This window comes from Prevotella sp. 10(H) (assembly GCF_000711235.1).
Taxonomy (GTDB): domain Bacteria; phylum Bacteroidota; class Bacteroidia; order Bacteroidales; family Dysgonomonadaceae; genus Dysgonomonas.
Genome location: NZ_JOMI01000007.1, coordinates 364,991 through 385,834 on the forward strand (window position 1 = coordinate 364,991; position 20,844 = coordinate 385,834).

The following is a 20,844-nucleotide window of genomic DNA, read 5'->3' on the forward strand; positions in this document are numbered from 1 at the left end:
ACAAGATGGAAACAAGCGAATTATTAAAAAAAGTACGCCAGATTGAGATAAAGACCCGTGGCCTGTCCCGCAACATATTTGCAGGACAGTATCACTCTGCTTTCAAGGGCAGGGGGATGGCTTTCTCGGAGGTACGCGAATATCAATATGGAGACGATATACGTGACATAGACTGGAATGTAACCGCCCGCTACAACAAGCCTTTTGTAAAGGTATTTGAAGAAGAGCGGGAACTTACCGTTATGCTGTTAGTAGATGTGTCTGCCAGTCAGGATTTCGGTACAAGGCATTCCATAAAGCGCGATGTTGTAACAGAAATTGCTGCTACACTGGCATTTTCGGCCATACAAAACAATGATAAAATCGGCGTGATCTTCTTTTCCGATAAAATAGAGAAGTTTATTCCGCCTAAAAAAGGTAAGAAGCATATTCTGTATATCATCCGCGAGTTAATAAACTTTCAGGCCGAGAGTGCGAAGACCGATGTAGCTATGGCATTGAAATACCTTACCAACGTTATTAAAAAGCGTTGTACTACGTTTATGATATCGGACTTTATCGATATTCAGGATTACAACAATGCCCTGACGATTGCCAACCGTAAACATGATATTGTTGCTTTACAGGTTTATGATAATCTTGAAACGCAATTGCCTAATGTCGGACTGATGAAAGTTATGGATGCCGAAACCGGTGCAGAGCGATGGGTGGACACTTCTTCCCGCAAAGTGCGTCAGGTATATAAAGAATGGTGGCAGAAACAACAGGAGCGGATGCAAACGCAATTCAACCGAAGTAAGGTAGACAGTGTTTCTGTACGTACGGATGAGGATTATGTGAAAGCGTTGCTGGCATTGTTTAAGAAGAGAAGCTAAAAGAATAATTATGAATTATGAGTTATAAATTATATCGCTTGTAACTCGTAACTTGTAACTCGTAACTAAAATATGTTGAAACTAAAAAATATACTATTGCTTACTCTGCTCTGCTGCCTGAGTTTTTCGCTCTATGCGCAAAAGTCGACAGTAAGGGCTACGATTCAGCCGTCGGATATACTTATTGGTGAGCAGGCAATCATAAATGTGGAGGTCATTGCACCGAAAGGACGGGATATTATTTTCCCTGTCTATCCGGATACATTGATTAGAGGTATCGAAGTATTGCAAATGCTGAAGCCTGATACAGTAATGACTGAAGTTATGACTATCAGCCAGAAGTATGTGGTAACTTCATTCGACTCCACGCTCTATCACGTTCGCTACATGCAGGTGATAGACGGGATGGATACACTCCGTACAAATGATTTCGGATTGAAAGTATCTGCACCCCAGCTTTCCGAGCAATCGCTGGCTTATCTGGAACAGTTGAAAAATCATCAGACTGATTCGATTGATTTCGAGCAGTTGCAGATATCGGATATCAAAACAATACAGGATGCACCGTTTGTATGGCAGGACTATCTGGAATACTTGTACATTCCGCTGATAATATTCCTTGTGCTCGCACTTATCGGTTTGGCTGTATATTTCTATATACGTAAAAAGAATAAGGGATACTTCTTTACTCCAAAAGTTGTATTGCCGCCTCATGTGGTTGCCTTGCAGGAATTGGACAAACTCAAATCGTCTAAGCTTTGGCAAAAAGGGCAGGAGAAAGAATATTACACCGAACTTACAGATATCCTTCGCCACTATATCGACAGGCGCTTTAATATCGATGCCCCGGAAATGATTTCGGATGATATTATTGCTGCCGTTCATTTGGCTACAGATACTAAATCGGCTACAGACGGACTGTCGCAGATATTGAAACTGGCCGACCTTGTTAAGTTTGCCAAATATAGCCCGTTTGCAGATGAGAATGATTTGAGCCTTGTAAATGCATACCTGTTTGTCAACCAGACGAAGCTAGAAGAACGTCCTACACTGGAAGAACAGAAAGATGGTGCGGCTGACGGTACGGCAACAAGTGCGGAGGGAACCGAAAATAAAGATGATAAAAAACAAAGCTAAAGACATATGATGGATATAGTATATGCCAATCCTGGTTATTTGTATTTACTCTTACTGCTGATACCGCTTATCGCGTGGTACATCTTTAAGTTGAGGAAAATGCAGGCAAACTTTAAGATGTCTTCCGGCTTTGCTTTCGAAAAAGCACCCTCGACTATAAGAGTTTACTTAAGACATTTTCCGTTTCTATTGCGATTGATTGCGATTGCACTGGTAATTATCGTGTTGGCTCGTCCGCAGAGTGTAAACTCGTCGGATGTATCAAATTCTGAAGGGATAGATATTGTTATGGCTCTCGATATCTCAGGAACAATGATGGCTCAGGATTTTTCGCCTACACGTCTCGAAGCGGCTAAGAAAGTTGCTGCGGAATTTATAAATGACCGTCCGAACGACAGGATAGGACTTGTAATATTCGGAGGTGAAAGTTTTACACAGTGCCCGCTGACTACCGACCATAAAGTGTTACTCAATCTATTGACCGAAGTAAAATTCGGTATGATAGAAGATGGAACGGCTATCGGCCTTGGTCTTGCAAATTCGGTGAACCGCCTGAAAGACAGCAAATCGAAATCGAGGGTAATAATATTGCTGACGGACGGTTCTAATAATGCGGGGCAGATAGCACCCTTGACAGCTGCCGAACTTGCAGCTTCATATGGGATACGCGTATATACAATCGGAATAGGGTCGCGGGGTACTTCCATTGCGCGGATTATGACTCCCTACGGATTGCAGTCGATGCAGGTCTCGGGTGACTTTGACGAACGAACTCTGACAGAGATCGCCGCTATCACAAAAGGGCAGTATTTCCGTGCTACGGATAATACAAGTCTGAGCGCTATTTACGACGAGATAGACCAAATGGAGAAAACGCATATAAGTGTGAATACGGTAACCAAACGTAAGGAGCTTTATCTGCCGTTTGCAATACTTGCTTTGGCCTTAGTCGGTTTAGAACTGATTCTTCGCCGTACGTGGCTAAGGAATATACCGTAAAGAAATTATAAGTTATAAATTATGAATTATAATGAGTGAAAAGTGAGGTTGAAAAAGATTATTTCTTGATACCTGTAACTTGTAACTCGTAACTATATAAAGAAACATGTTTAAATTTGGAAATCCTGAATATCTGTATCTGTTCTTTGCCATACCTGTTTTTATAATAGGCTTTATCTTCCTGAATATACGGAAGAGAAAGAGTGTGGAAAAACTAGGTACGCTGGCATTGGTGAAAAGGATGATGCCCGAATTATCGCTTAAGCGTTCGTATCTTAAGTTCTGGATAGTTCTGATAGCTATCGGATTCGGTATTGTTGTGCTTGCCCGTCCGCAGTTCGGAACGAAAGTGGAAAAGGTGGATAAAAAAGGAATAGAACTGGTTATAGCAATCGACGTATCCAACTCGATGATGGCCGAAGATATCAAGCCGAGCAGACTGGCGAAAGCCAAGCAAATGCTGACCCGTATTATAGATGAACGCAGGGATGACAAGGTGGCTATCGTCGTATTTGCCGGAGAGGCATTTATCCAGCTGCCGCTCACTCCGGATAATCAGTCTGCCAAATTATTCCTTGAAACTATAGATCCTAATTTAGTGCCTGTGCAGGGTACGGCAATAGGAAGCGCTATCGATATCAGTATGAGTTGTTTCTCTAACGACTCGGATATTGATAAAGCCATTGTACTTATAACTGATGGTGAAGGACATGAAGGAAATGCGGAAGAAGCTGCAGCCCGTGCTGCCGAAAAAGGAGTGCATGTCAATGTTGTAGGTATCGGTACCAATCAGGGGGCAATGATTCCGGTATCGGAAGGCTCTACCAATGTAAAGAGAGATACACAGGGACAACCTGTCGTTACCAAGTTGAACGAAGAGATGTGCCGTCAGATAGCCAAGGCCGGAAAAGGACTTTATGCACATGCAGATAATTCAAACAGTGCTTTGAAAAGCCTGCAAAACGAATTGGAGAAGTTGCAGAAGAAAGAAATCGACGGTATTGCCTATTCTGAATATGACGAGAAATTCCAGATTTTTGCATGGGTTATGTTAGGTTTGTTATTATTAGAAATCTGTATTTTTGATAAGAAAAACAGGATATTCCGTAATATCAGGTTGTTCAAATAATTGTTGAAATTGGAGTTTGAAAAGATGAAGAAAACTATACTTATAATATTACTCGGATTTATAACTGTCGGTCTTTCGGCTCAGAAAGGTGTGCGAAAAGCCGTTCGTACAGGAAATAAAGCCTATAATGAACAACGGTACGGTGCCGCCGAAACCGAATACGACAAGGCTTTGAAAGAAAATGCTAGTTCGAAAGAGGCTTCTTTCAATCTGGCTAATACATATTATAAACAACAGCGTTGGGATGATGCCGTAAAAGAATATCAGCATTACCTTACATTGGAGAATGAAGACCAGACAAAAATGAGCTCCGCATGGAGTAATATGGGCAACACATTCCTAAAGAAGAAAGCCAATGAAAAAGGGCAGCAGATGCAGCAAATGGCTCAGCAGGCCGGACAACCACAGCAGGGCGGTCAACAGGCGGATAACCTGAAACTGTCGATGGAAGCTTATAAAAATGCACTGCGTTTGAATCCGAATGATGACGAGACGCGTTACAATCTGGCTGTGGTTCAGAAAATGATAAAAGATAAAGAAGACGAAAATAAGGATCAGAATAAAGATAACAAACAAGACAAGAATAAAGACCAGAAAGAAGATCCGAAGCAAGACCCTAAACAAGATCCGAAAGACGACCAGAAAGATAACAAACAGGATAAGCAGGAGAACCAGATGTCCCAGGACAATATCCAGCAAATATTGCAGGCTATAGAGCAGGACGAAAAGGAAACGCAGGAGCGGGTGAAACAGGCGAAGGCTCAGGAACGTAAACAAAAGAACGAAAACAACAGAAAACAAAATAAAGACTGGTAATGAACAGAATAAGATATAATCGTTTGACAATATATCGGTTTTTCTCATTGGTTAGTTTATTATTTATCTTTTCTTTAGTCACTGTAGGGCAAAATATTAAGATCAATATTAAAGCGCCCGAGACAGTGTTTGTCGGGGAACAGGTGCGTGTCGACTACATTGTGGAAAGTGTCAATGATGCGCATGTACCGGTTATTTTTAAAGCTATGCAGGGCTTCGCTATCGTTTACGGCCCTACCGTTTCTTCGTCGAAGAACGTGAGTTTCAAGGATGGTAAAAGAATGACCGTATACAAGACTATATCTTCTTATTATCTCGTAGCACAGACAGCAGGGAAATATACACTTCCCCAAGCGGAAGTCTCAGTATTTGGTGAGAAATATAAATCCGAGGTAGTAAAGATAGAAATAAAATCTCCGAAGGAAATTACCGCTGAAGTCGATGCTTTCATTAAAACAATAGTGTCGAAAACAACTGTAAATCTTTCCGATACGTTGCTGATCACTTACCGGTTGTATACAACAAAAGAGATTGAGAGGATAATAAGCGCCGATTTTCCTAATATGCGTGATTTCTATTCAACAAATATCACACGTTCGAGGCAGAACTTTAGTGAAGAAAAGATTAACGGAAAGACCTATAAGGTTGTCGATTTAAGGCGGATGATTCTCCAGCCCAAGAATATAGGACAGAAATCGATTCCTGAAGGTCAGATATCGGTTGAATACTCCACGCCTACAGGCCGTAAAGTACGCGATATGTGGGGTGATATTTACGACGAAGCTATCAGGACGGAAAAGACATTAACAATTGATCCTGTAATTATAAGTGTTCAGGACCTGAAAGCAATATAAAAGTTATTATTTTTGTAGGTTGAAAAGTTACATCAAGAAAACAGGGATAATGAAAGTATATTTATATATAATAATCGCCTTATTAGGATGTATTTTCATTACATTGTTTTCCTGTACACCTGACAGAAAAAGGACGCGGGCAGTAGATAAGAATGAGTCTGTAAAGAATGCACGGAGCGCTGACAGTTTGAAAACTGAGCCGGCGATAACCGATCAAGAGAAAGAAGAAGACGAAGAACCGACTATTTCGGATGCTGATGCATTTATCGATATTGTTGTTTCCGATAGTGATCTCGTTAAGGGACAGGCATTGGATGTTGAATTTCGTTTTTATACAAAGATTGAGGCTAGGAATATGTCATCGATACAATGGCCTGAATCTGACGATTTCGAAGTGCAGAATACAGGATTGGATTCTATACGCAAGATGAAAGAAGTAATGTATTCAGGACATAAATACTATACTGTTATTTTAAGAAAAGTGCGGCTAACGCCTCAAAAGGTAGGTGAACTAAAAATAAAGCCTGTAACAATGGAGGTTTCATTCAGTGTTCCTACAGGAAAAACAGTTAAATCGCAATTCGGCGATACGCCTGTAATGAGGGAAGTTAAGAAAACATTGAAGTCGCGCGAAGTAACAATAAATGTGTCTGAAAAGAAATAAATGAGAGAAAATAACATAAATAAATGAATAGAGTAATGAAAAAGTATTTTGTATTATTCATATTATTACTTCTAAGCATTTCAAAAATATTTGCAGATGACATTACTATTGCCATCAGTGCTCCCAATACTACCGTAAAAGGAGCGCAGATACAACTACAGTACGTACTGAGAGGTGGTGAAGGTCAGAGCATCGATGTACCGGAACCGATTAACGGTTTTGAGGTTCTTTTCGGGCCTACCGAATCGCGTATGTTCAGTTCTTCGTACGTAAATGGGAAGACCAAAACCGATAGTAATGTTACCTATACTTACGTATTGCAGGCTAAGGAAGAAGGTACTTTTACGCTGCCTGCCGCTACAGTGAAGGTGAACGGGCGAAATTACAAGTCGAACACCGCTCAGATAAAAGTATTGCCACCTGATAAAAATGCCGAGCCTGCACAGCCGGGTCAACGGGTACAGGCTACCACGTCGTCCTCTACTTCGGGTAATGTGAGCGCTAATGATGCATTTGTAAGGGCTATATTTTCTAAAACGAGAGTTAAAGAACAAGAAGCCGTGACGGTTACATTCCGCTTTTATACCGTTCTAAATATCAGGGATGTAGGTAAAATACAGTTTCCGGAATTTGAGGGATTTATGACAGAAGACTTTGAGCTTCCGGCTAATCGTCAAATGGCGTTGGAACATTATAATGGCCGCAACTATTATACCGTGGACGTAAAGAAAATACTGCTGTTTCCTCAGCGTTCGGGAAAGATGACAATCCCTTCGGGAACAATGGAAATTGTATTCGAAGTTGCTTCCGGAAAGAAAGTTCAGACATTCTTCGGTCCGCAGGAAGTGATGACAGAGGCTAAAAAAGTATTGAAAACCTCTCCTGTTACAGTAGATGTTTCTGCGCTTCCTATACAAGGCAAACCTGCAAATTTCTCGGGCGGGGTAGGAGATTTCTCATTCAAACCGTCCATTTCGGCAGAGAAAATGAAGGCAAACGATGCCGTAACTATCAAACTTGATATTACCGGAACAGGTAATCTAAAATTGATAAAAAATCCGGAAATAAAGTTTCCTAAAGACTTTGAAACATACGATGCGACTGTAAAAAATGACTTCCGGCTGACAGAAAACGGCTTGTCGGGCACTAAGACTATAGAATATATGTTTATCCCGCGCTATCCGGGTAAATTTACTATACCGCCTATCGAGTTTTCTTATTTCGATACCAGAAGCGGTGCATATAAGACGGCTACATCGCCTGCTTATACGCTCAATGTAGATAAAGATCCTAACGCAGGGCAAAATGTATCGACCAGCTATTCCAGCCAGAGAGAGTTGGAAGTAGAACAGGATATCCGCTATGTAAAAACAGGAAACTACTCGTTTACTAATCCGCAGAGCTTTATTATAGCCTCGGCAGGATATATTTTATGGTATCTGATTCCGTTTGTCTTATTTATCGTTTTTTCTATTATATACAGGAAGCAGATCAAAGCCAATGCCGACATAGCGCTTATGCGTACCAAAAAAGCAAATAAAGTCGCTACCAAACGTCTTAAACAGGCTAAGCAGTACCTGCAGGCTCAGAAGCAGGATAATTTCTATGAAGAAATACTACGTGCGGTATGGGGATATCTTAGTGATAAACTTACAATACCTGTTGCTGATCTGAACCGCGAAAATATTGAAAACGAATTGCGTAAATACGGAGTAGGGGATGAACTGATCAGTCAGTTTATGAATGTTCTCGATACCGGAGAGTTTGCACGCTATGCGCCGTCAGGTTCAGGACATGCTATGGACGATCTGTACAACGATACGGTAGATGCAATTGGAAAAATGGAAAGTACAATCAAAAAAATAAAATAAGGACTGATGAAACGAATTATATTATCTTGCTTATTCTTATTTTCTATATATACACTTGCTTTTGCACAGGACTCTATACCTGCGGCATCTGACTCACTTAACCTTAAAGCTGAATCTGCTGATGCAAAAGCTTCTTCCGATCCGGCTGTAATAGCTTACAATGAAGGCGATTTCCGTAAAGCTATCGAAATACTGGAAATTCAGAAGAAAGAGCAGTTGGAAAATGGGCTAGAATCATCTCAATTATATTACAATCTCGGTAACGCCTATTTCAGGGTAAATGATCTGGCACATGCCCGCCTGAATTATGAGAGGGCATTACTTCTCAATCCCGGTGATAGGGATACCCGCCATAATATCGATTATCTTTCCACGAAGATAGAAGATAAGATACTCGTAGCCGATACTTTTTTCCTGAGTATATGGTTTACTGCTGTGCAGAATCTGTTTAGTTCTAATGTATGGTCTGTAATAGCGATCGTCACCTTCCTGCTGTTTATGGTTTGCCTTGTCGGCTTCTTTTTCAGCCGCCTGATTGTGGTGAAGAAAGCAGCATTTTATATAGGGATCGTGTCATTGATCATCGTTATACTGGCCAATGTGTTCTCTTTCAGGCAAAAGAATAAAATCGAACATAGGGATACTGCCGTAATAATGGCAGGCTCGGCATCTATAATGAGTTCACCGGATATAAACAGTAAGGAATTGTTTATCTTGCATTCCGGAACAAAGGTCTATATTACTAAAGAAGATCGTAGCTGGTTCGAAATAGAAATCGATAACGGTAATGTCGGCTGGGTACAACGCGAAAAACTTGAGGTGATATAATAATGCCTCGTCTAATATTGAAAACACATAAATGAGCCTTGTAGAAAAAATCTTACCTTATGAAAGGAACCTGTTCCTTTGGCTGAATGATCAGCATACCGAATATTGGGACACATTTATGTGGATCTATAGTGGTAAACTAGTATGGTTGCCACTGGCGATTGCCGGTCTTATAATATTTGTATATAAAATAAAGTGGAAAGAAGCTTTGTTGATTCTGATATGCGCTGCTTTAGTGGGAGTTTTGTGCGATTTCGTTTCTGCCTCGGTAATCAAGCCCTATTTTGAGCGGTTGCGCCCTACTCATCATCCCGACTTCGAATCTTTTGTTGAAGTGGTGAAAGGATATCGCGGAGGACGATACGGATTTATCTCCAACCATGCAGCCAACGGCTTTGGCGTGGTAGCATTTACATCATTGCTATTCCGCTACCGCTATTATACCATGACGATGATCATATGGGCCGTTACTACGGCTTATTCGCGTATCTATCTTGGGGTGCATTTTATTTCCGATGTTGTCGGAGGTGCCGTGTGGGGCACATTGATAGGCTTTTTGGTGTATTATGTTTATTTAACCTCTCGCCGATATATTCTGAAAGTTCCTAAAGATGATTTGAAAATACCAGTCTATAGCAAAGAAAGGGCAAAAGTAATTATAGCTGTAATTGTCTTAACGATAGTATTTATTGCGATATACAGTGCAATATTTGATATTCCTTCCTGAAACCCATTGTTTTTCAAAAAAGAATTTTATAACTTTAGAACATATTCCTAATCAATTACCATTTAAAACTTAGAGAGTATGACTAAAGTTATTAAATTTAAAGAGCTTCGCAAAATCAAGGACAGTTTGCCGGATGGGAGCATACATAAGATTGCAGAGTCATTGCAAATTCCTGTAGAAACGGTTTGGAACTACTTTGGCGGTTATAGTTACGAAAAGGGACAAAGCTGCGGTGTTCACATAGAACCGGGTCCGGACGGCGGATATGTTTCACTAGACGATACTACTATTTTGGATATGGCTTTAGAAATGGTGGAAACGAAGGAAGCTTAAAAAAAGATAATTGAGAGATGGATGCCGAAAGTGTTCATCTCTTTTAAAATTGAGTACTATAACTTTAAAATATATCGGCTATGGGAGATAAATTGGTAACGCTGGCAATACATACGAACGAAAAGGCCCAGATATTAAAAGAGGTATTGGAAGGCGAGAATATCGAAGTGCATATCAATGATGTGGATCTCGATAATCCGGGTGTATCGGCGGGTGTTCGTATCCGTATCAATGAATCTGATCTTCCAAAAGCTTTGAGTGTGGTAGAAAGCCGTCATTTGTTCAGTTATGACGAAGAAGAAACCTACCGTACAGACGACGGAAGAAAACGCATACTGGTGCCTGTAGACTTTTCCGATTATTCCCTTAAGGCCTGCAAGATTGCCTTTAACATGGCGCGTGACCTGAATGCTAAGGTGAAAATTCTGCATGTGTATTTCAATCCTTATTACCCTACGGCATTGCCTATGGCAGAAGCTTTTGCTTATCAGGGAAAAGAAGAAAAGGAATTCCAGAATATTATAGAAAAAGTTAAGGAGAATATCCAGAAGTTGTGCAATACGATAGATAAGAAAGTTTCCGAGGGGGAATTTCCACCTGTCAACTATTCATATGTATTGCGCGAAGGGCTTCCGGAAGAAGAAATAGTAACATTCACAAAAGAATATAAGCCTGCCCTGATTATGATGGGTACCCGCGGTAAAGACCAGAAAGATGCAGACCTTATTGGTAGCGTTACGGCGGAAGTGATCGAAATGACGCATGTACCGATAATTGCAATACCGGAGAAAACTCACTTCTCCGACCTGAAAGAAGTAACAAAAGTAGCTTTTCTGACCAACTTCAGTCAAAGGGATTTGATTTCATTTGATGTACTGACTAAATTGCTCAAGCCATACAGGGATGTACAGATTATATTAACACATATCTCCATAAAGAAAGGCGACCAGTGGGATGAAATCAAACTGGCGGGAATCAAAGATTATTTTTCGAAGCAATATCCGGGCCTTAATCTCGATTATAAACTGATTGATACAAACGACATGCTGAAAAGTCTCGACGAATATATTAAGAATGATGATATTCAGATTCTGGCACTGACAACCAGCAAGCGAAATATATTCGCCCGCATGTTCAGCCCGAGCATATCGCGTAAGATGCTTTTCCACTCCGACACACCATTATTGGTATTAAGAGGATAAATACTGAAGTATATAATATTGATATAAATCTATTCGTTATCTTTGAAGATAATGAATAGATTTTTTTATTTAACACACTGCCCATGAAAACGTATACATTCTTATTTTTTTCGCTTGTTTTTGCCCTCACATCATGTAATACTGCACGGCATGCTTCTGCTCCGGTTTATTATCCGGTAGATATGACGGGAAGCGTTGCTGGAGTGCAATTCCCCGATGAAGGCATAATTACTCAATCTTTATTTACGGATAAAGATGCCCGTATTTCGGAAGAGCATATTCAAATGCTATTGGACGGGTCGTATTATCTCCCCGAAAAATTGCGCGTAGCTATTGTGAACGTGGATAATGCTCCATTGATAAACAGGCGTTACGGATACGATGAAGATTATCTTTCTTCCCGTCAGAAATACTTATCCACTCTAACTACAAATCTGGAGGGCCAACAGCGGGTAAAAAAAGTATCTTTAGTACCTGATCTGATGCTACCCACATCCCCATCTTTCACTTCTATTCGTGAGGCGGCAGTACGGATGCAGGCCGATATTGTATTAGTGTATTCCATTAAAGGAGGAATGTATTCAAAATTGAAAGTTTTTTCGGCTGATGAACATAAAGCTTTTGCGACAACCCAAGTCCTGATAATGGATGTCAGGACAGGAATGGTACCGTTTTCAACTGTAGTAACTGAAGATTATATGTCAAAGAAAATGAAAGATGACTTCAATGATAATGAAGCAGAAAAACGTATACAGGAAGAGGCGGTAATGAAAACTTTGGCTAGGGTTAGTAGCGATATAAATAAATTCATAAGTGAATAATAACTTGACATGATATATGAATGATAAATTGTTATGCAAAAAAGATATCGGGTACGATAATCTGAATTTCTGGTATTATTATATTATGGGTTTCAGAGGTTTTGATGAGGAAAAAGAGCTGAACATGGATGATGCAATCAGAGAAGTAATAAATTTTGATCAATATGTTCCTGATTTCAAAACATGGTATAATAACTTCCTACCTGAGGATGACGCTGACAAAGAAGGCTATTTTGAAAACCCGAAAGAGATTGCAGGCCGATTGACTGATGAAATGGGCTTTGCAATAGAATTTCATTTGTCGGAGACAATATATTATCTGAATAATTATTATATCGGGAATCTGGGAGGTCATTTCGAAGCATGGTTTTTGACGCTTGATGAGCTTCTTGCCTTTGATAAATATGATTTCTTATTCTTGTTATTGCTTCCGATGGCAGGGATTGAAGAAACGGAAAAAGAGTACGCCGTTTCTTTAATAAGTGAAAGGCTTAAGAAAATATCTATGTTTGCCGGGCAATCGGATTATATAGCGGGATGCATTGCCAACGGCTTGGTCATTGAAGGAAAGTTCTATGATGAGCCGCAGGTGGGAGTTGCCTGTCATACCAATCATAGTGTAAGGAATGTATTGAAATATCCCCGCTATAAAGATGATGTTATTGAATTAAACAAATCTCTGAAAGCTTTTGTAGATAAAGTTGTCTCAAAATAGAAGAATCCGATGAGGTTTTCTTTTTTTATATTCTTCTTCTCTTTTACTTATTTCTGTATTGCCCAGAGTGATACGGTAGTTCGGGTACTGCCAGCCGGAGCAGTACCTTTCCACAGTTTTAAAAGCAATGTTATACTCGACGGGCTTATAAATGATTCAGTACCTATAAAGGCATTACTTGATATCGGGGCATGGGGGCTTGCTGTTCCCGAACGTTTGAGAAAAGATACAGCTAATATCCGGAGGACTGAACAAATTCGCTTCAAGGTAGGGGATTGGGCTAAGACCATGTCGGCTACCTTTATGAAGCCGGGCAGTCAGTTTCTGCATTGGTACGGAGATGATTGTGTATTACTTGGTTGGGATTTCTTTAACAGGCGCATCCTTGAAGTATCTTATGAACATCAGTATATACGCGAACTGAAGACACAAGAATTGAACAGCCTCCAAGGATACGATTGCATAAAATTCGAGAACAGAGGCCGTCGTCTGCTTATACCCGTAGTAGTTGAAATCGGCGGAAATAAAATAGAGGGTAATTGCTGGATAGATACAGGATTGAACGGTACCTTGTTTTTTGCTCATAATATACTGGCTAAATATAATCTCGATACCAGCAAGTTGAAAGCCGGACGGGCAAAGAACCTCGATACGAACCGCACGGAAGTGAATTTTTTAAAAGCGGATACAATTGCTGTAGGCAATACCCGACTGATAAATAAGGATGTGATATTCACCGATTCGGAATGGTTTGTATTCAAAGAGAACGATATGTATATTGGGCTGCTCGGGAATCAGTTTTTCAGGTACTTTTCGGTTATTTTCGATTTCAGAAAAAACAATCTTTATCTCAAACCTGTTAGTAACTATTAGTATCTTTGCATATCGTAACAGCTATAATAGCTGTGGAAAGGATTGAAGGATATTATAAAAACAGTCAAATGAAAAAATCAGTATTAATTGCTATGACCGGATTATCGATAATGTGTGCCGGCTGTGGCGGAGGACAGAAAGCAAATACTTCCGCAAAGCAGACCGAAGCAGATACAGTTCCTGCAGATTTTAAATATGAAGTGGATGCTTTTGCAGATTTGGAAATTCTGCGGTATTATGTTCCCGGATTTAAAAATCTACCATTGGAACAAAAAGAATTAGTTTATTACCTGTCGATGGCCGCACTTGAAGGGCGCGACATCCTTTTCGACCAGAATAACCGCTACAATCTGGCGATACGCCGCACATTGGAGGGTATTTATACCAATTATAAAGGTGATAAGAGCATAAGCGACTATAAAGAGCTGGAAGTATATCTCAAGCGCGTTTGGTTTTCTAATGGTATTCATCACCATTACGGGGAAGAAAAATTCCTGCCAGCCTTTTCGAAAGAGTTTTTTGCAGAACAGGTAAAAGCGTTGCCTGCCGACCTTGTTCCTGTAAAAGAAGGACAATCGGTTGAGGATTTTATCAAGATGATTACTCCCGTGATATTCGACGCCAAAGTAATGGCTAAGAAAGTGAACCAGTCGGGCGGCGACCTGATAATGACATCAGCCAATAACTATTATGGTGAGGGTGTCACCCAGAAAGAAGTACAGGATTTTTACAATGCCATGAAAGATACTACCGACCTGACCCCGATATCTTACGGGCTGAACAGCCGTCTCGTAAAAGAAAACGGAAAATTAACAGAAAAGGTATGGAAAGTAGGCGGACTGTATTCACCGGCGATAGAGAAAATAGTTTTCTGGCTGGAGAAAGCGGAAGAAGTAGCTGAAAATAGCCAGCAAAAAGATGTTATAAGTAAACTAATATCATATTATAAGACTGGGGATTTGAAGACATTCGATCAATATGCAGTTGCATGGGTAGAAGATCTGAATTCGCAGGTCGACTTTGTAAACGGTTTTACCGAAGTATACGGCGATCCTCTAGGCATTAAAGCCAGTTGGGAGGCCACTGTAAACTTCAAGAATGTAGAAGCTACAAAACGCGCGGAAATCATCAGTACAAATGCGCAATGGTTCGAAGATCACTCCCCGGTAGATAAGCGATTCAAGAAAGAGACCGTAAAAGGTGTTTCGGCAAAGGTAATTACGGTTGCCCAACTAGGCGGCGACTGTTACCCGGCTACCCCGATAGGAATCAACCTGCCGAATGCCGACTGGATACGCAGAGATCATGGTTCCAAATCGGTGACTATTGAGAATATCATGGAGGCTTACGATGCTGCAGGCGCACATACCGGATTCGGAAAAGAGTTCATGTGGTCGAACGTCGAAGAAGAAATGATAAAAAAATACGGTTTCATTACCGATGTATTACATACCGATTTGCACGAATGTCTGGGGCACGGATCGGGTAAATTATTGCCGGAAGTAGACCCGAATGCTTTAGGCGAATTCAGTTCTACGATAGAAGAAGCGCGTGCCGACTTATTCGGACTGTATTTCCTTGCCGACAATAAATTGGTGGAGCTAGGTATCATTCCTACAGCGGATGCATACAAAGCTGAATATTATAAATTTATGATGAACGGCTTAATGACTCAACTTGTACGCATCGAACCGGGCAAGGATATCGAAGAAGCACACATGCGCAACCGCCAGCTGATAGCCAAATGGGTTTATGAAAAAGGAAAGGCCGAAAATGTTGTGGAATATAAGGTACGTGACGGTAAAACATATGTTGTCGTAAACGATTATGATAAATTACGCACATTATTCGGTGATTTACTTGCTGAAATACAACGTATCAAGTCGGAAGGTGATTTTAAAGCGGCAAAAGACATTGTAGCCAATTATGCAGTGAAAGTAGATCAGAAATTACATAAAGAAGTATTGGATCGCTACAAGACACTGATTATGAAGCCATACAAAGGCTTTGTAAATCCTGTCTTTGAACTGGTGCAGGATAATGATGGAAAAATTACGGATGTGAAGATTTCATATACCGAAGGATATACTGAGCAAATGCTGCGGTACTCGAAAGATTACTCTACATTGCCTACTTATAATGACTAACATATAAATAGAAATAAAAAGCAAAGCCGGATTAATTCTAATCCGGCTTTGCTTTTTATATTATTGATTTAAAACATCTGCACTTTCAGTCCGAATGATAATTTCAGATAATCGGTCGGTTTCAGGTAGCTGTTTGTAAAAGCGCTTACTATATAAAGGTCGCTACTGCTTATCTCATAAAATAAAGTAAGCGACTTGGCGAAAAATCGCCTGTCATCCGGTATATTGTACGTTATACGTTGCCCGACATAGATATTAAACCTCATTTTTGTAGAAAAAGAATAATATCCGCTCGGATATTTCTCCGGCTCACTTATCCAGAAATCCCCGTCAAGTATCGTATTGATATAGAGTCCAGTAGCAAGCGGGTCTATCGAAAACTTTTTATTTAGGTTCTTTTTCCATGGGATAAAATTCTGTTTCAGCGTAAAAGTTATTTTAGAACGTTTAGTCGAATATTTTGGCAGGAATCCCAGAAATACATCTGTTTCCCACTGGTTGTTTTTACCATAATCCCATCCTGTACCCAGTGATATAAGCCCCATTCCGCCTGCATATTGTATCTTCGTGTAGCTGGGGATTAACCTTTCCCACTGCGACTTGTATTTTTCTATGCGCCTGTCGTATCCGTTTTGAGCGGCGAGTAGGGCAGGGAATAATAGAGTGATGATGCAGACGAATATTTTATTTTTAAAATTCAATAAGTTCTCGTTCATAAGTATCATCATCGTTAATTGTAAATATGAGGTATTGACGACGCCCTACATTCGGCGTACCGTAATACATGACGCCATCTCCGAAGAGGTCGTCTACCTGCGCCCAGTGGTCATGCGCATTTAGGCAAAATTGTAATTTGCGGTATTTCTTTATTTCACTTTGGAATATCTGGTCTACATTGTTATTGAACTGCTCCGAATAAGGGCGTACATGCATTGCTACGATTGTTTTCGCATATTCTTCTCTTTCATCTTTAAGCTCACGCTCGATAAATTTGAAATCGGGAACCGCAATCGAATAATCAAACTCGAGGGCATTTGTATTCAGGCACACAAATTTTGTATCGCCTGCAAGAAATGAATAGTTAAAATCTCCATATACTTTCTGAAAGATTTCCATCCCGTTTGCCAGACAGTCGTGATTACCCAATAATACTACATAAGGCACATTCAGCTTGTTCATGATATCACGCATCCACAAGAATTCCTTGGTCAGCCCGAAATCGGAGACATCGCCTCCGTGCAGTACAAAATCTATATCATTTCGTTTATTGATAACTTTTACAAAGTCTTCAGTGTCGTCATAATCCCGCTGTGTATCTCCCGTTACCGCAAACCGTATCGATTTTTTTCCGGCGCACTTTTCCTCTATCCGTGCTATATTTTTGGCATTTATGCCCGTTTCTCCGCTTATTCGTCCGTCGTAGGGATGATATTCTATCATATCACATGCCGAGAGAGAAAAAAGCAAGCAAAGGGAAATGAATAAATTTTTCATAAATTGGTGTATAATAAATGCGAATGCAAGTTTACGAAGCAAAATTCAGATATATTATCAAGTTGTCAAATATTATATTTTTAATCTTTACTTTTTAAGGCTATTTTAACTAAAATTGAGATGCCTTTGATGATTTTATGATTTTGTTGTATTTTTACCTGCCGAAATTTTAAGATTTCATGATTGATTATGCTACCTGACAAAACTCATATAAAGACTATTATAATAGGGGCAGGACCTGCCGGTATTTCATGTGGTTATACATTACTGAAAAATGGCAGCGACTGCCTTATTATAGACCGGAAGGAATTTCCCCGTGAGAAAATATGCGGAGGAGGGCTTACTCCTCAGGCTCACGCATTTGTTGACCGTATCTTTAACGGTTTGAACTACGATTATATGGATATCAGGGCTATAAAGATGTTTTACCGGAAAAAATATATATGCAGCTACAGCATCGACAAAGGTCTGCGCATCGTATCGCGACGCGACTTTGACTATACTTTATTGAAGGAATATGAGGAAAAAGGAGGGCAAAGACTGACAGATATTATAACAAAGATTGAGGAGGAAGACGATAAGATTTATCTCTCGTTATTATCCGGGAAAAAACTTTCGTGCGATTATCTCATAGGAGCCGACGGGGCGAATAGTATTGTGCGTAAATATCTTCAGCCTGACTTTAAAAGAGGTTTTTTATGGCTCGAAAAGACGGTGATTGAGAACGAGAAAAAAGACTTACAGGTTTATTTTGACAACAGATTAAAAAACGGTTATCTATATAAGTTTCCCAATCCCCGCGGTTATGTAGTAGGATATGGCGACAGACATACAAATACCGCAACATTTGATAAGTTACTGAAAGAATATGATTTGATGCCTGACTGTAAAACGAAAGGTGCTTATATACCGATGTTCGATAAACAGGATTATCCTTTCCGCAAAAATATACTGCTGGCAGGTGATGCCGGAGGATATGTAGATTCTATAACGGGAGAAGGACTTTATTTTGCTTTTAAGAGTGGGGAAAATGCGGCCTTATCGATTATACAGGGCAAGGATTATAAGCAGTTGAACCAGCCCTTAATGGATATAGTGAAAAGGCGGAAGAGAATGGCAAGACTATTTTACTTCCCGCCCGTGCATAGATTGTTTATATACCTGAGCGGAAAGCCTAAATGGCTTGAGAGGATAAACCGCAGGGTAAACAGGGAATTATCGAACTAAAATCTCTATCTTTATTCTCAAACTGATTAAATTATGAAACTGAAAGAAGAACCGAAAAATAAGTCGATAATGACTACAAGCTATGTCCTCACAAATGGTTCGCCCGTTACATTTGTCCTTTATGATGAAGATGGTGACTGGCAATTGTTTGGTGACGATGAAGTATCAGACGACGAAGATGCCTATCTGGTGTCGGTTGAGGAAATACTTGAAATGGAACCTGCACTCCGCAAGCTTCCCGATATGCAACCCGGACAGGCAGCCGCACGCGAGAAAGACAGTACGCGCTGGTTTATTGTAGAAGAAGAGAAATAGATATACATGGCCATGACGGAATACTGATATAGTATTCCGTTTTTCTTTGTATTTAAAGAATGCTTTTCATGACCTTAATTTATCTTAATATAGAGATAAATTAAAATGGAACTAGTAACTTAGCATGTTGGTAAGCTATAATCTTCTTATTGAGAATAGAGTAAAACGGAGAGAAAGAAACTCATTTTAACAATAATATGAAATTACGAATATTATTATTCCTAATTTTATTTCCTTATTTATTACATTCACAGTCACGGGCAGATTCCGTATTGACTGTATTAAATAACGAAATAAGTAACAGGACTGTATACTATTCCCAAAAAGAAAACAGAATAAGCGACCTTAAGGTCAGCTTGTCGAACATAAGTAATGAATATGAGAAATTTTCATTGAATGATAAAATTTACAACGAATACAAATCATATCAATATGATTCTGCTTATGTATATGCAGTAAACACAAAGAAGATAGCGACAAAATTGAAAGACCGCGAATTACTACTCACTGCCCGGTGTAATTTATTGTTTTGCTTCATTTCCTCCGGTTTATTCAAAGAAGCGGTCGATATAGTGAATAATACGGATGTTAGCGGAGCCTCCGATAGCCTCACGTCTGTTTATTATTCCCAATGCGCACGACTCTATTCCGATCTGGTAAATTATAATACCTCGGAGCCATACAAAACAGCTTATCAGAACAAAAGTATAGAATATTGCGATTCGGCTCTGATGTATCTCTCCCCGAGTTCTTATGATTATCATAATATTCTGGCACTGAAAGATGTCAATGCAGGCATTATTAAAAAGATAGCTACCTACTCCAATCTCATTTATTCTTTCGATGTAGACAATCATCAGCTTGCTATCAACACATCGATTCTGGGCAACCTGTATATGTACCAGTCGGACGATGAAAATGCTGTATATTACATGGCTTTATCCGCTATTTCGGATATCAGATCTGCTATAACCGAGACTACCTCCAAAACCAATCTGGCTAAATACCTTTACACAAAAGGAAATATAAAAGATGCCAGCCGCTATATCGGTATTGCGCTCGAAGAAGCAAACTTTTATAATGCCCGCCACCGTATGATGGATGTCAATTCTATTCTGCCTATCATTGAAAAGGAGAGGCTGAACATCATTGAGGATCAGCGGGATAATCTCACGATATCTCTTATAATTGTAAGCATCTTATCCGCTTTGTTCTTCGCTTCCTCTATAATAAACTACAAGCAGAATAAAAAGCTGAAAGAAGCTAAGCAGACTATTCAGGATAACCTGAACGAATTATCTTCTTTTAATGACAAACTGAATTCTACGAATGAAAAGCTTAAAGAATCGAACGCTATAAAAGACCAGTATGTAATTCAGTCATTATATGGTAAATCGGAGTACCTCGATAAGACGGAAGGTCTACTGAAAAAACTCGATAATAGGCTGAAAGCCCGTCAATACGATGACATTTACAGGTTGTATGCTGAATTTGACCTTAAAAGTGAAAGGGAAAATATATTCTCTTCTTTCGATTCTACGTTTCTTGGATTATTTCCCAATTTTTTGGAAGAATTCAATAAGCTTTTTCCCGAAGGCGACAGGATTAATATCGAAGATCATAATCTGACTCCCGAATTGCGTATATTTGCCCTTATCAGGATTGGTATAAACGACAACGAGAAAATAGCCCGTTTTCTCAATCTTTCCGTCAATACGATTTACGTTTACAAAGCCAAAATAAAAAGCAGGTCTATAGTTCCCAAAGAGGAATTCGAATACCGTATAATGCGTATAAAAAAGAATCCGGCATAAATA

21 protein-coding genes are annotated in these 20,844 nt (G+C 39.8%); 19 read left to right on the plus strand and 2 right to left on the minus strand.

Going from position 1 to position 20,844, the window contains the following annotated elements; translation table 11 throughout:
- The first annotated feature begins 5 nt into the window (after window positions 1-5).
- The 16 genes from K348_RS0113040 (at window position 6) to K348_RS0113115 (ending at window position 15,991) form a co-directional block, all read left to right on the plus strand.
- Window positions 6-875, plus strand: coding sequence for a DUF58 domain-containing protein (locus K348_RS0113040; RefSeq protein WP_029905395.1), 870 nt, complete (start codon window positions 6-8; stop codon window positions 873-875).
- A 72-nt stretch (window positions 876-947) separates the two neighbouring features.
- Window positions 948-2,012 carry a hypothetical protein gene (locus tag K348_RS0113045; protein WP_029905397.1) on the plus strand — a complete coding sequence of 355 codons (1,065 nt, stop codon included), beginning with the start codon at window positions 948-950 and terminating at the stop codon, window positions 2,010-2,012.
- A 15-nt stretch (window positions 2,013-2,027) separates the two neighbouring features.
- Window positions 2,028-3,011, plus strand: coding sequence for a VWA domain-containing protein (locus K348_RS0113050; protein WP_029905399.1), 984 nt, complete (start codon window positions 2,028-2,030; stop codon window positions 3,009-3,011).
- Window positions 3,012-3,117: 106 nt separating this feature from the next.
- Complete coding sequence (locus tag K348_RS0113055) at window positions 3,118-4,140, plus strand: VWA domain-containing protein (RefSeq protein ID WP_029905401.1); 1,023 nt, start codon at window positions 3,118-3,120, stop codon at window positions 4,138-4,140.
- 24 nt (window positions 4,141-4,164) lie between these two features.
- Complete coding sequence (locus K348_RS0113060; protein ID WP_029905404.1) at window positions 4,165-4,956, plus strand: tetratricopeptide repeat protein; 792 nt, start codon at window positions 4,165-4,167, stop codon at window positions 4,954-4,956.
- Window positions 4,956-5,810, plus strand: a complete 855-nt coding sequence (locus K348_RS0113065) for a BatD family protein (protein ID WP_029905412.1) — start codon at window positions 4,956-4,958, stop codon at window positions 5,808-5,810. The genes K348_RS0113060 and K348_RS0113065 overlap by 1 nt, the downstream gene beginning before the upstream one ends.
- 49 nt (window positions 5,811-5,859) lie before the next feature.
- Window positions 5,860-6,474 carry a BatD family protein gene (locus K348_RS0113070; RefSeq protein WP_029905414.1) on the plus strand — a complete coding sequence of 205 codons (615 nt, stop codon included), beginning with the start codon at window positions 5,860-5,862 and terminating at the stop codon, window positions 6,472-6,474.
- Window positions 6,475-6,509: 35 nt separating this feature from the next.
- Window positions 6,510-8,345: a BatD family protein gene (locus tag K348_RS0113075; RefSeq protein WP_029905417.1), complete on the plus strand. Its 1,836-nt coding sequence runs from the start codon at window positions 6,510-6,512 to the stop codon at window positions 8,343-8,345.
- Window positions 8,346-8,351: 6 nt separating this feature from the next.
- On the plus strand, window positions 8,352-9,173 hold the full coding sequence (locus tag K348_RS0113080) for a tetratricopeptide repeat protein (RefSeq protein ID WP_029905419.1): 822 nt from the start codon (window positions 8,352-8,354) through the stop codon (window positions 9,171-9,173).
- 31 nt (window positions 9,174-9,204) lie between these two features.
- A complete protein-coding gene (locus tag K348_RS0113085; RefSeq protein WP_029905421.1) occupies window positions 9,205-9,900 on the plus strand; it encodes a phosphatase PAP2 family protein in 696 nt (231 codons plus the stop codon).
- Window positions 9,901-9,978: 78 nt separating this feature from the next.
- On the plus strand, window positions 9,979-10,233 hold the full coding sequence (locus tag K348_RS0113090; protein WP_029905423.1) for a hypothetical protein: 255 nt from the start codon (window positions 9,979-9,981) through the stop codon (window positions 10,231-10,233).
- Between the two features lie 80 nt (window positions 10,234-10,313).
- On the plus strand, window positions 10,314-11,435 hold the full coding sequence (locus K348_RS0113095; RefSeq protein ID WP_029905425.1) for a universal stress protein: 1,122 nt from the start codon (window positions 10,314-10,316) through the stop codon (window positions 11,433-11,435).
- 83 nt (window positions 11,436-11,518) lie between these two features.
- Window positions 11,519-12,256, plus strand: a complete 738-nt coding sequence (locus K348_RS0113100) for a hypothetical protein (RefSeq protein WP_029905427.1) — start codon at window positions 11,519-11,521, stop codon at window positions 12,254-12,256.
- 16 nt (window positions 12,257-12,272) lie between these two features.
- Complete coding sequence (locus K348_RS0113105) at window positions 12,273-12,971, plus strand: Imm19 family immunity protein (protein ID WP_029905429.1); 699 nt, start codon at window positions 12,273-12,275, stop codon at window positions 12,969-12,971.
- Window positions 12,972-12,980: 9 nt separating this feature from the next.
- Complete coding sequence (locus K348_RS0113110; RefSeq protein WP_029905431.1) at window positions 12,981-13,844, plus strand: aspartyl protease family protein; 864 nt, start codon at window positions 12,981-12,983, stop codon at window positions 13,842-13,844.
- Window positions 13,845-13,912: 68 nt separating this feature from the next.
- A complete protein-coding gene (locus K348_RS0113115; protein WP_029905433.1) occupies window positions 13,913-15,991 on the plus strand; it encodes a dihydrofolate reductase in 2,079 nt (692 codons plus the stop codon).
- Between the two features lie 68 nt (window positions 15,992-16,059).
- Here the strand turns inward: K348_RS0113115 and K348_RS0113120 are convergent, their stop codons facing one another.
- Window positions 16,060-16,707, minus strand: coding sequence for a hypothetical protein (locus K348_RS0113120; protein ID WP_156032884.1), 648 nt, complete (start codon window positions 16,705-16,707; stop codon window positions 16,060-16,062).
- Window positions 16,682-17,485 carry a metallophosphoesterase gene (locus tag K348_RS0113125; protein WP_029905444.1) on the minus strand — a complete coding sequence of 268 codons (804 nt, stop codon included), beginning with the start codon at window positions 17,483-17,485 and terminating at the stop codon, window positions 16,682-16,684. Before K348_RS0113125 ends, K348_RS0113120 begins: the two co-directional genes overlap by 26 nt.
- 189 nt (window positions 17,486-17,674) lie before the next feature.
- Here K348_RS0113125 and K348_RS0113130 point away from each other — a divergent pair, with 189 nt between their 5' ends.
- The 3 genes from K348_RS0113130 (at window position 17,675) to K348_RS0113140 (ending at window position 20,841) form a co-directional block, all read left to right on the plus strand.
- Window positions 17,675-18,712 carry an NAD(P)/FAD-dependent oxidoreductase gene (locus K348_RS0113130; protein ID WP_029905446.1) on the plus strand — a complete coding sequence of 346 codons (1,038 nt, stop codon included), beginning with the start codon at window positions 17,675-17,677 and terminating at the stop codon, window positions 18,710-18,712.
- A gap of 33 nt (window positions 18,713-18,745) precedes the next feature.
- Window positions 18,746-19,027 carry a hypothetical protein gene (locus K348_RS0113135; RefSeq protein ID WP_029905447.1) on the plus strand — a complete coding sequence of 94 codons (282 nt, stop codon included), beginning with the start codon at window positions 18,746-18,748 and terminating at the stop codon, window positions 19,025-19,027.
- Between the two features lie 197 nt (window positions 19,028-19,224).
- Window positions 19,225-20,841: a DUF6377 domain-containing protein gene (locus tag K348_RS0113140; protein WP_051697864.1), complete on the plus strand. Its 1,617-nt coding sequence runs from the start codon at window positions 19,225-19,227 to the stop codon at window positions 20,839-20,841.
- Window positions 20,842-20,844: the final 3 nt, after the last annotated feature.

Coding starts and splice junctions, on each gene's coding strand:
- K348_RS0113040 (WP_029905395.1), top strand. CDS start 6: ATGGAAACAAGCGAATTATTAAAAAAAGTACGCCAGATTGAGATAAAG.
- K348_RS0113045 (WP_029905397.1), top strand. CDS start 948: ATGTTGAAACTAAAAAATATACTATTGCTTACTCTGCTCTGCTGCCTG.
- K348_RS0113055 (WP_029905401.1), top strand. CDS start 3,118: ATGTTTAAATTTGGAAATCCTGAATATCTGTATCTGTTCTTTGCCATA.
- K348_RS0113060 (WP_029905404.1), top strand. CDS start 4,165: ATGAAGAAAACTATACTTATAATATTACTCGGATTTATAACTGTCGGT.
- K348_RS0113065 (WP_029905412.1), top strand. CDS start 4,956: ATGAACAGAATAAGATATAATCGTTTGACAATATATCGGTTTTTCTCA.
- K348_RS0113070 (WP_029905414.1), top strand. CDS start 5,860: ATGAAAGTATATTTATATATAATAATCGCCTTATTAGGATGTATTTTC.
- K348_RS0113075 (WP_029905417.1), top strand. CDS start 6,510: ATGAAAAAGTATTTTGTATTATTCATATTATTACTTCTAAGCATTTCA.
- K348_RS0113080 (WP_029905419.1), top strand. CDS start 8,352: ATGAAACGAATTATATTATCTTGCTTATTCTTATTTTCTATATATACA.
- K348_RS0113085 (WP_029905421.1), top strand. CDS start 9,205: ATGAGCCTTGTAGAAAAAATCTTACCTTATGAAAGGAACCTGTTCCTT.
- K348_RS0113090 (WP_029905423.1), top strand. CDS start 9,979: ATGACTAAAGTTATTAAATTTAAAGAGCTTCGCAAAATCAAGGACAGT.
- K348_RS0113095 (WP_029905425.1), top strand. CDS start 10,314: ATGGGAGATAAATTGGTAACGCTGGCAATACATACGAACGAAAAGGCC.
- K348_RS0113100 (WP_029905427.1), top strand. CDS start 11,519: ATGAAAACGTATACATTCTTATTTTTTTCGCTTGTTTTTGCCCTCACA.
- K348_RS0113105 (WP_029905429.1), top strand. CDS start 12,273: ATGAATGATAAATTGTTATGCAAAAAAGATATCGGGTACGATAATCTG.
- K348_RS0113110 (WP_029905431.1), top strand. CDS start 12,981: ATGAGGTTTTCTTTTTTTATATTCTTCTTCTCTTTTACTTATTTCTGT.
- K348_RS0113115 (WP_029905433.1), top strand. CDS start 13,913: ATGAAAAAATCAGTATTAATTGCTATGACCGGATTATCGATAATGTGT.
- K348_RS0113120 (WP_156032884.1), bottom strand. CDS start 16,707: ATGAACGAGAACTTATTGAATTTTAAAAATAAAATATTCGTCTGCATC.
- K348_RS0113125 (WP_029905444.1), bottom strand. CDS start 17,485: ATGAAAAATTTATTCATTTCCCTTTGCTTGCTTTTTTCTCTCTCGGCA.
- K348_RS0113130 (WP_029905446.1), top strand. CDS start 17,675: ATGCTACCTGACAAAACTCATATAAAGACTATTATAATAGGGGCAGGA.
- K348_RS0113135 (WP_029905447.1), top strand. CDS start 18,746: ATGAAACTGAAAGAAGAACCGAAAAATAAGTCGATAATGACTACAAGC.
- K348_RS0113140 (WP_051697864.1), top strand. CDS start 19,225: ATGAAATTACGAATATTATTATTCCTAATTTTATTTCCTTATTTATTA.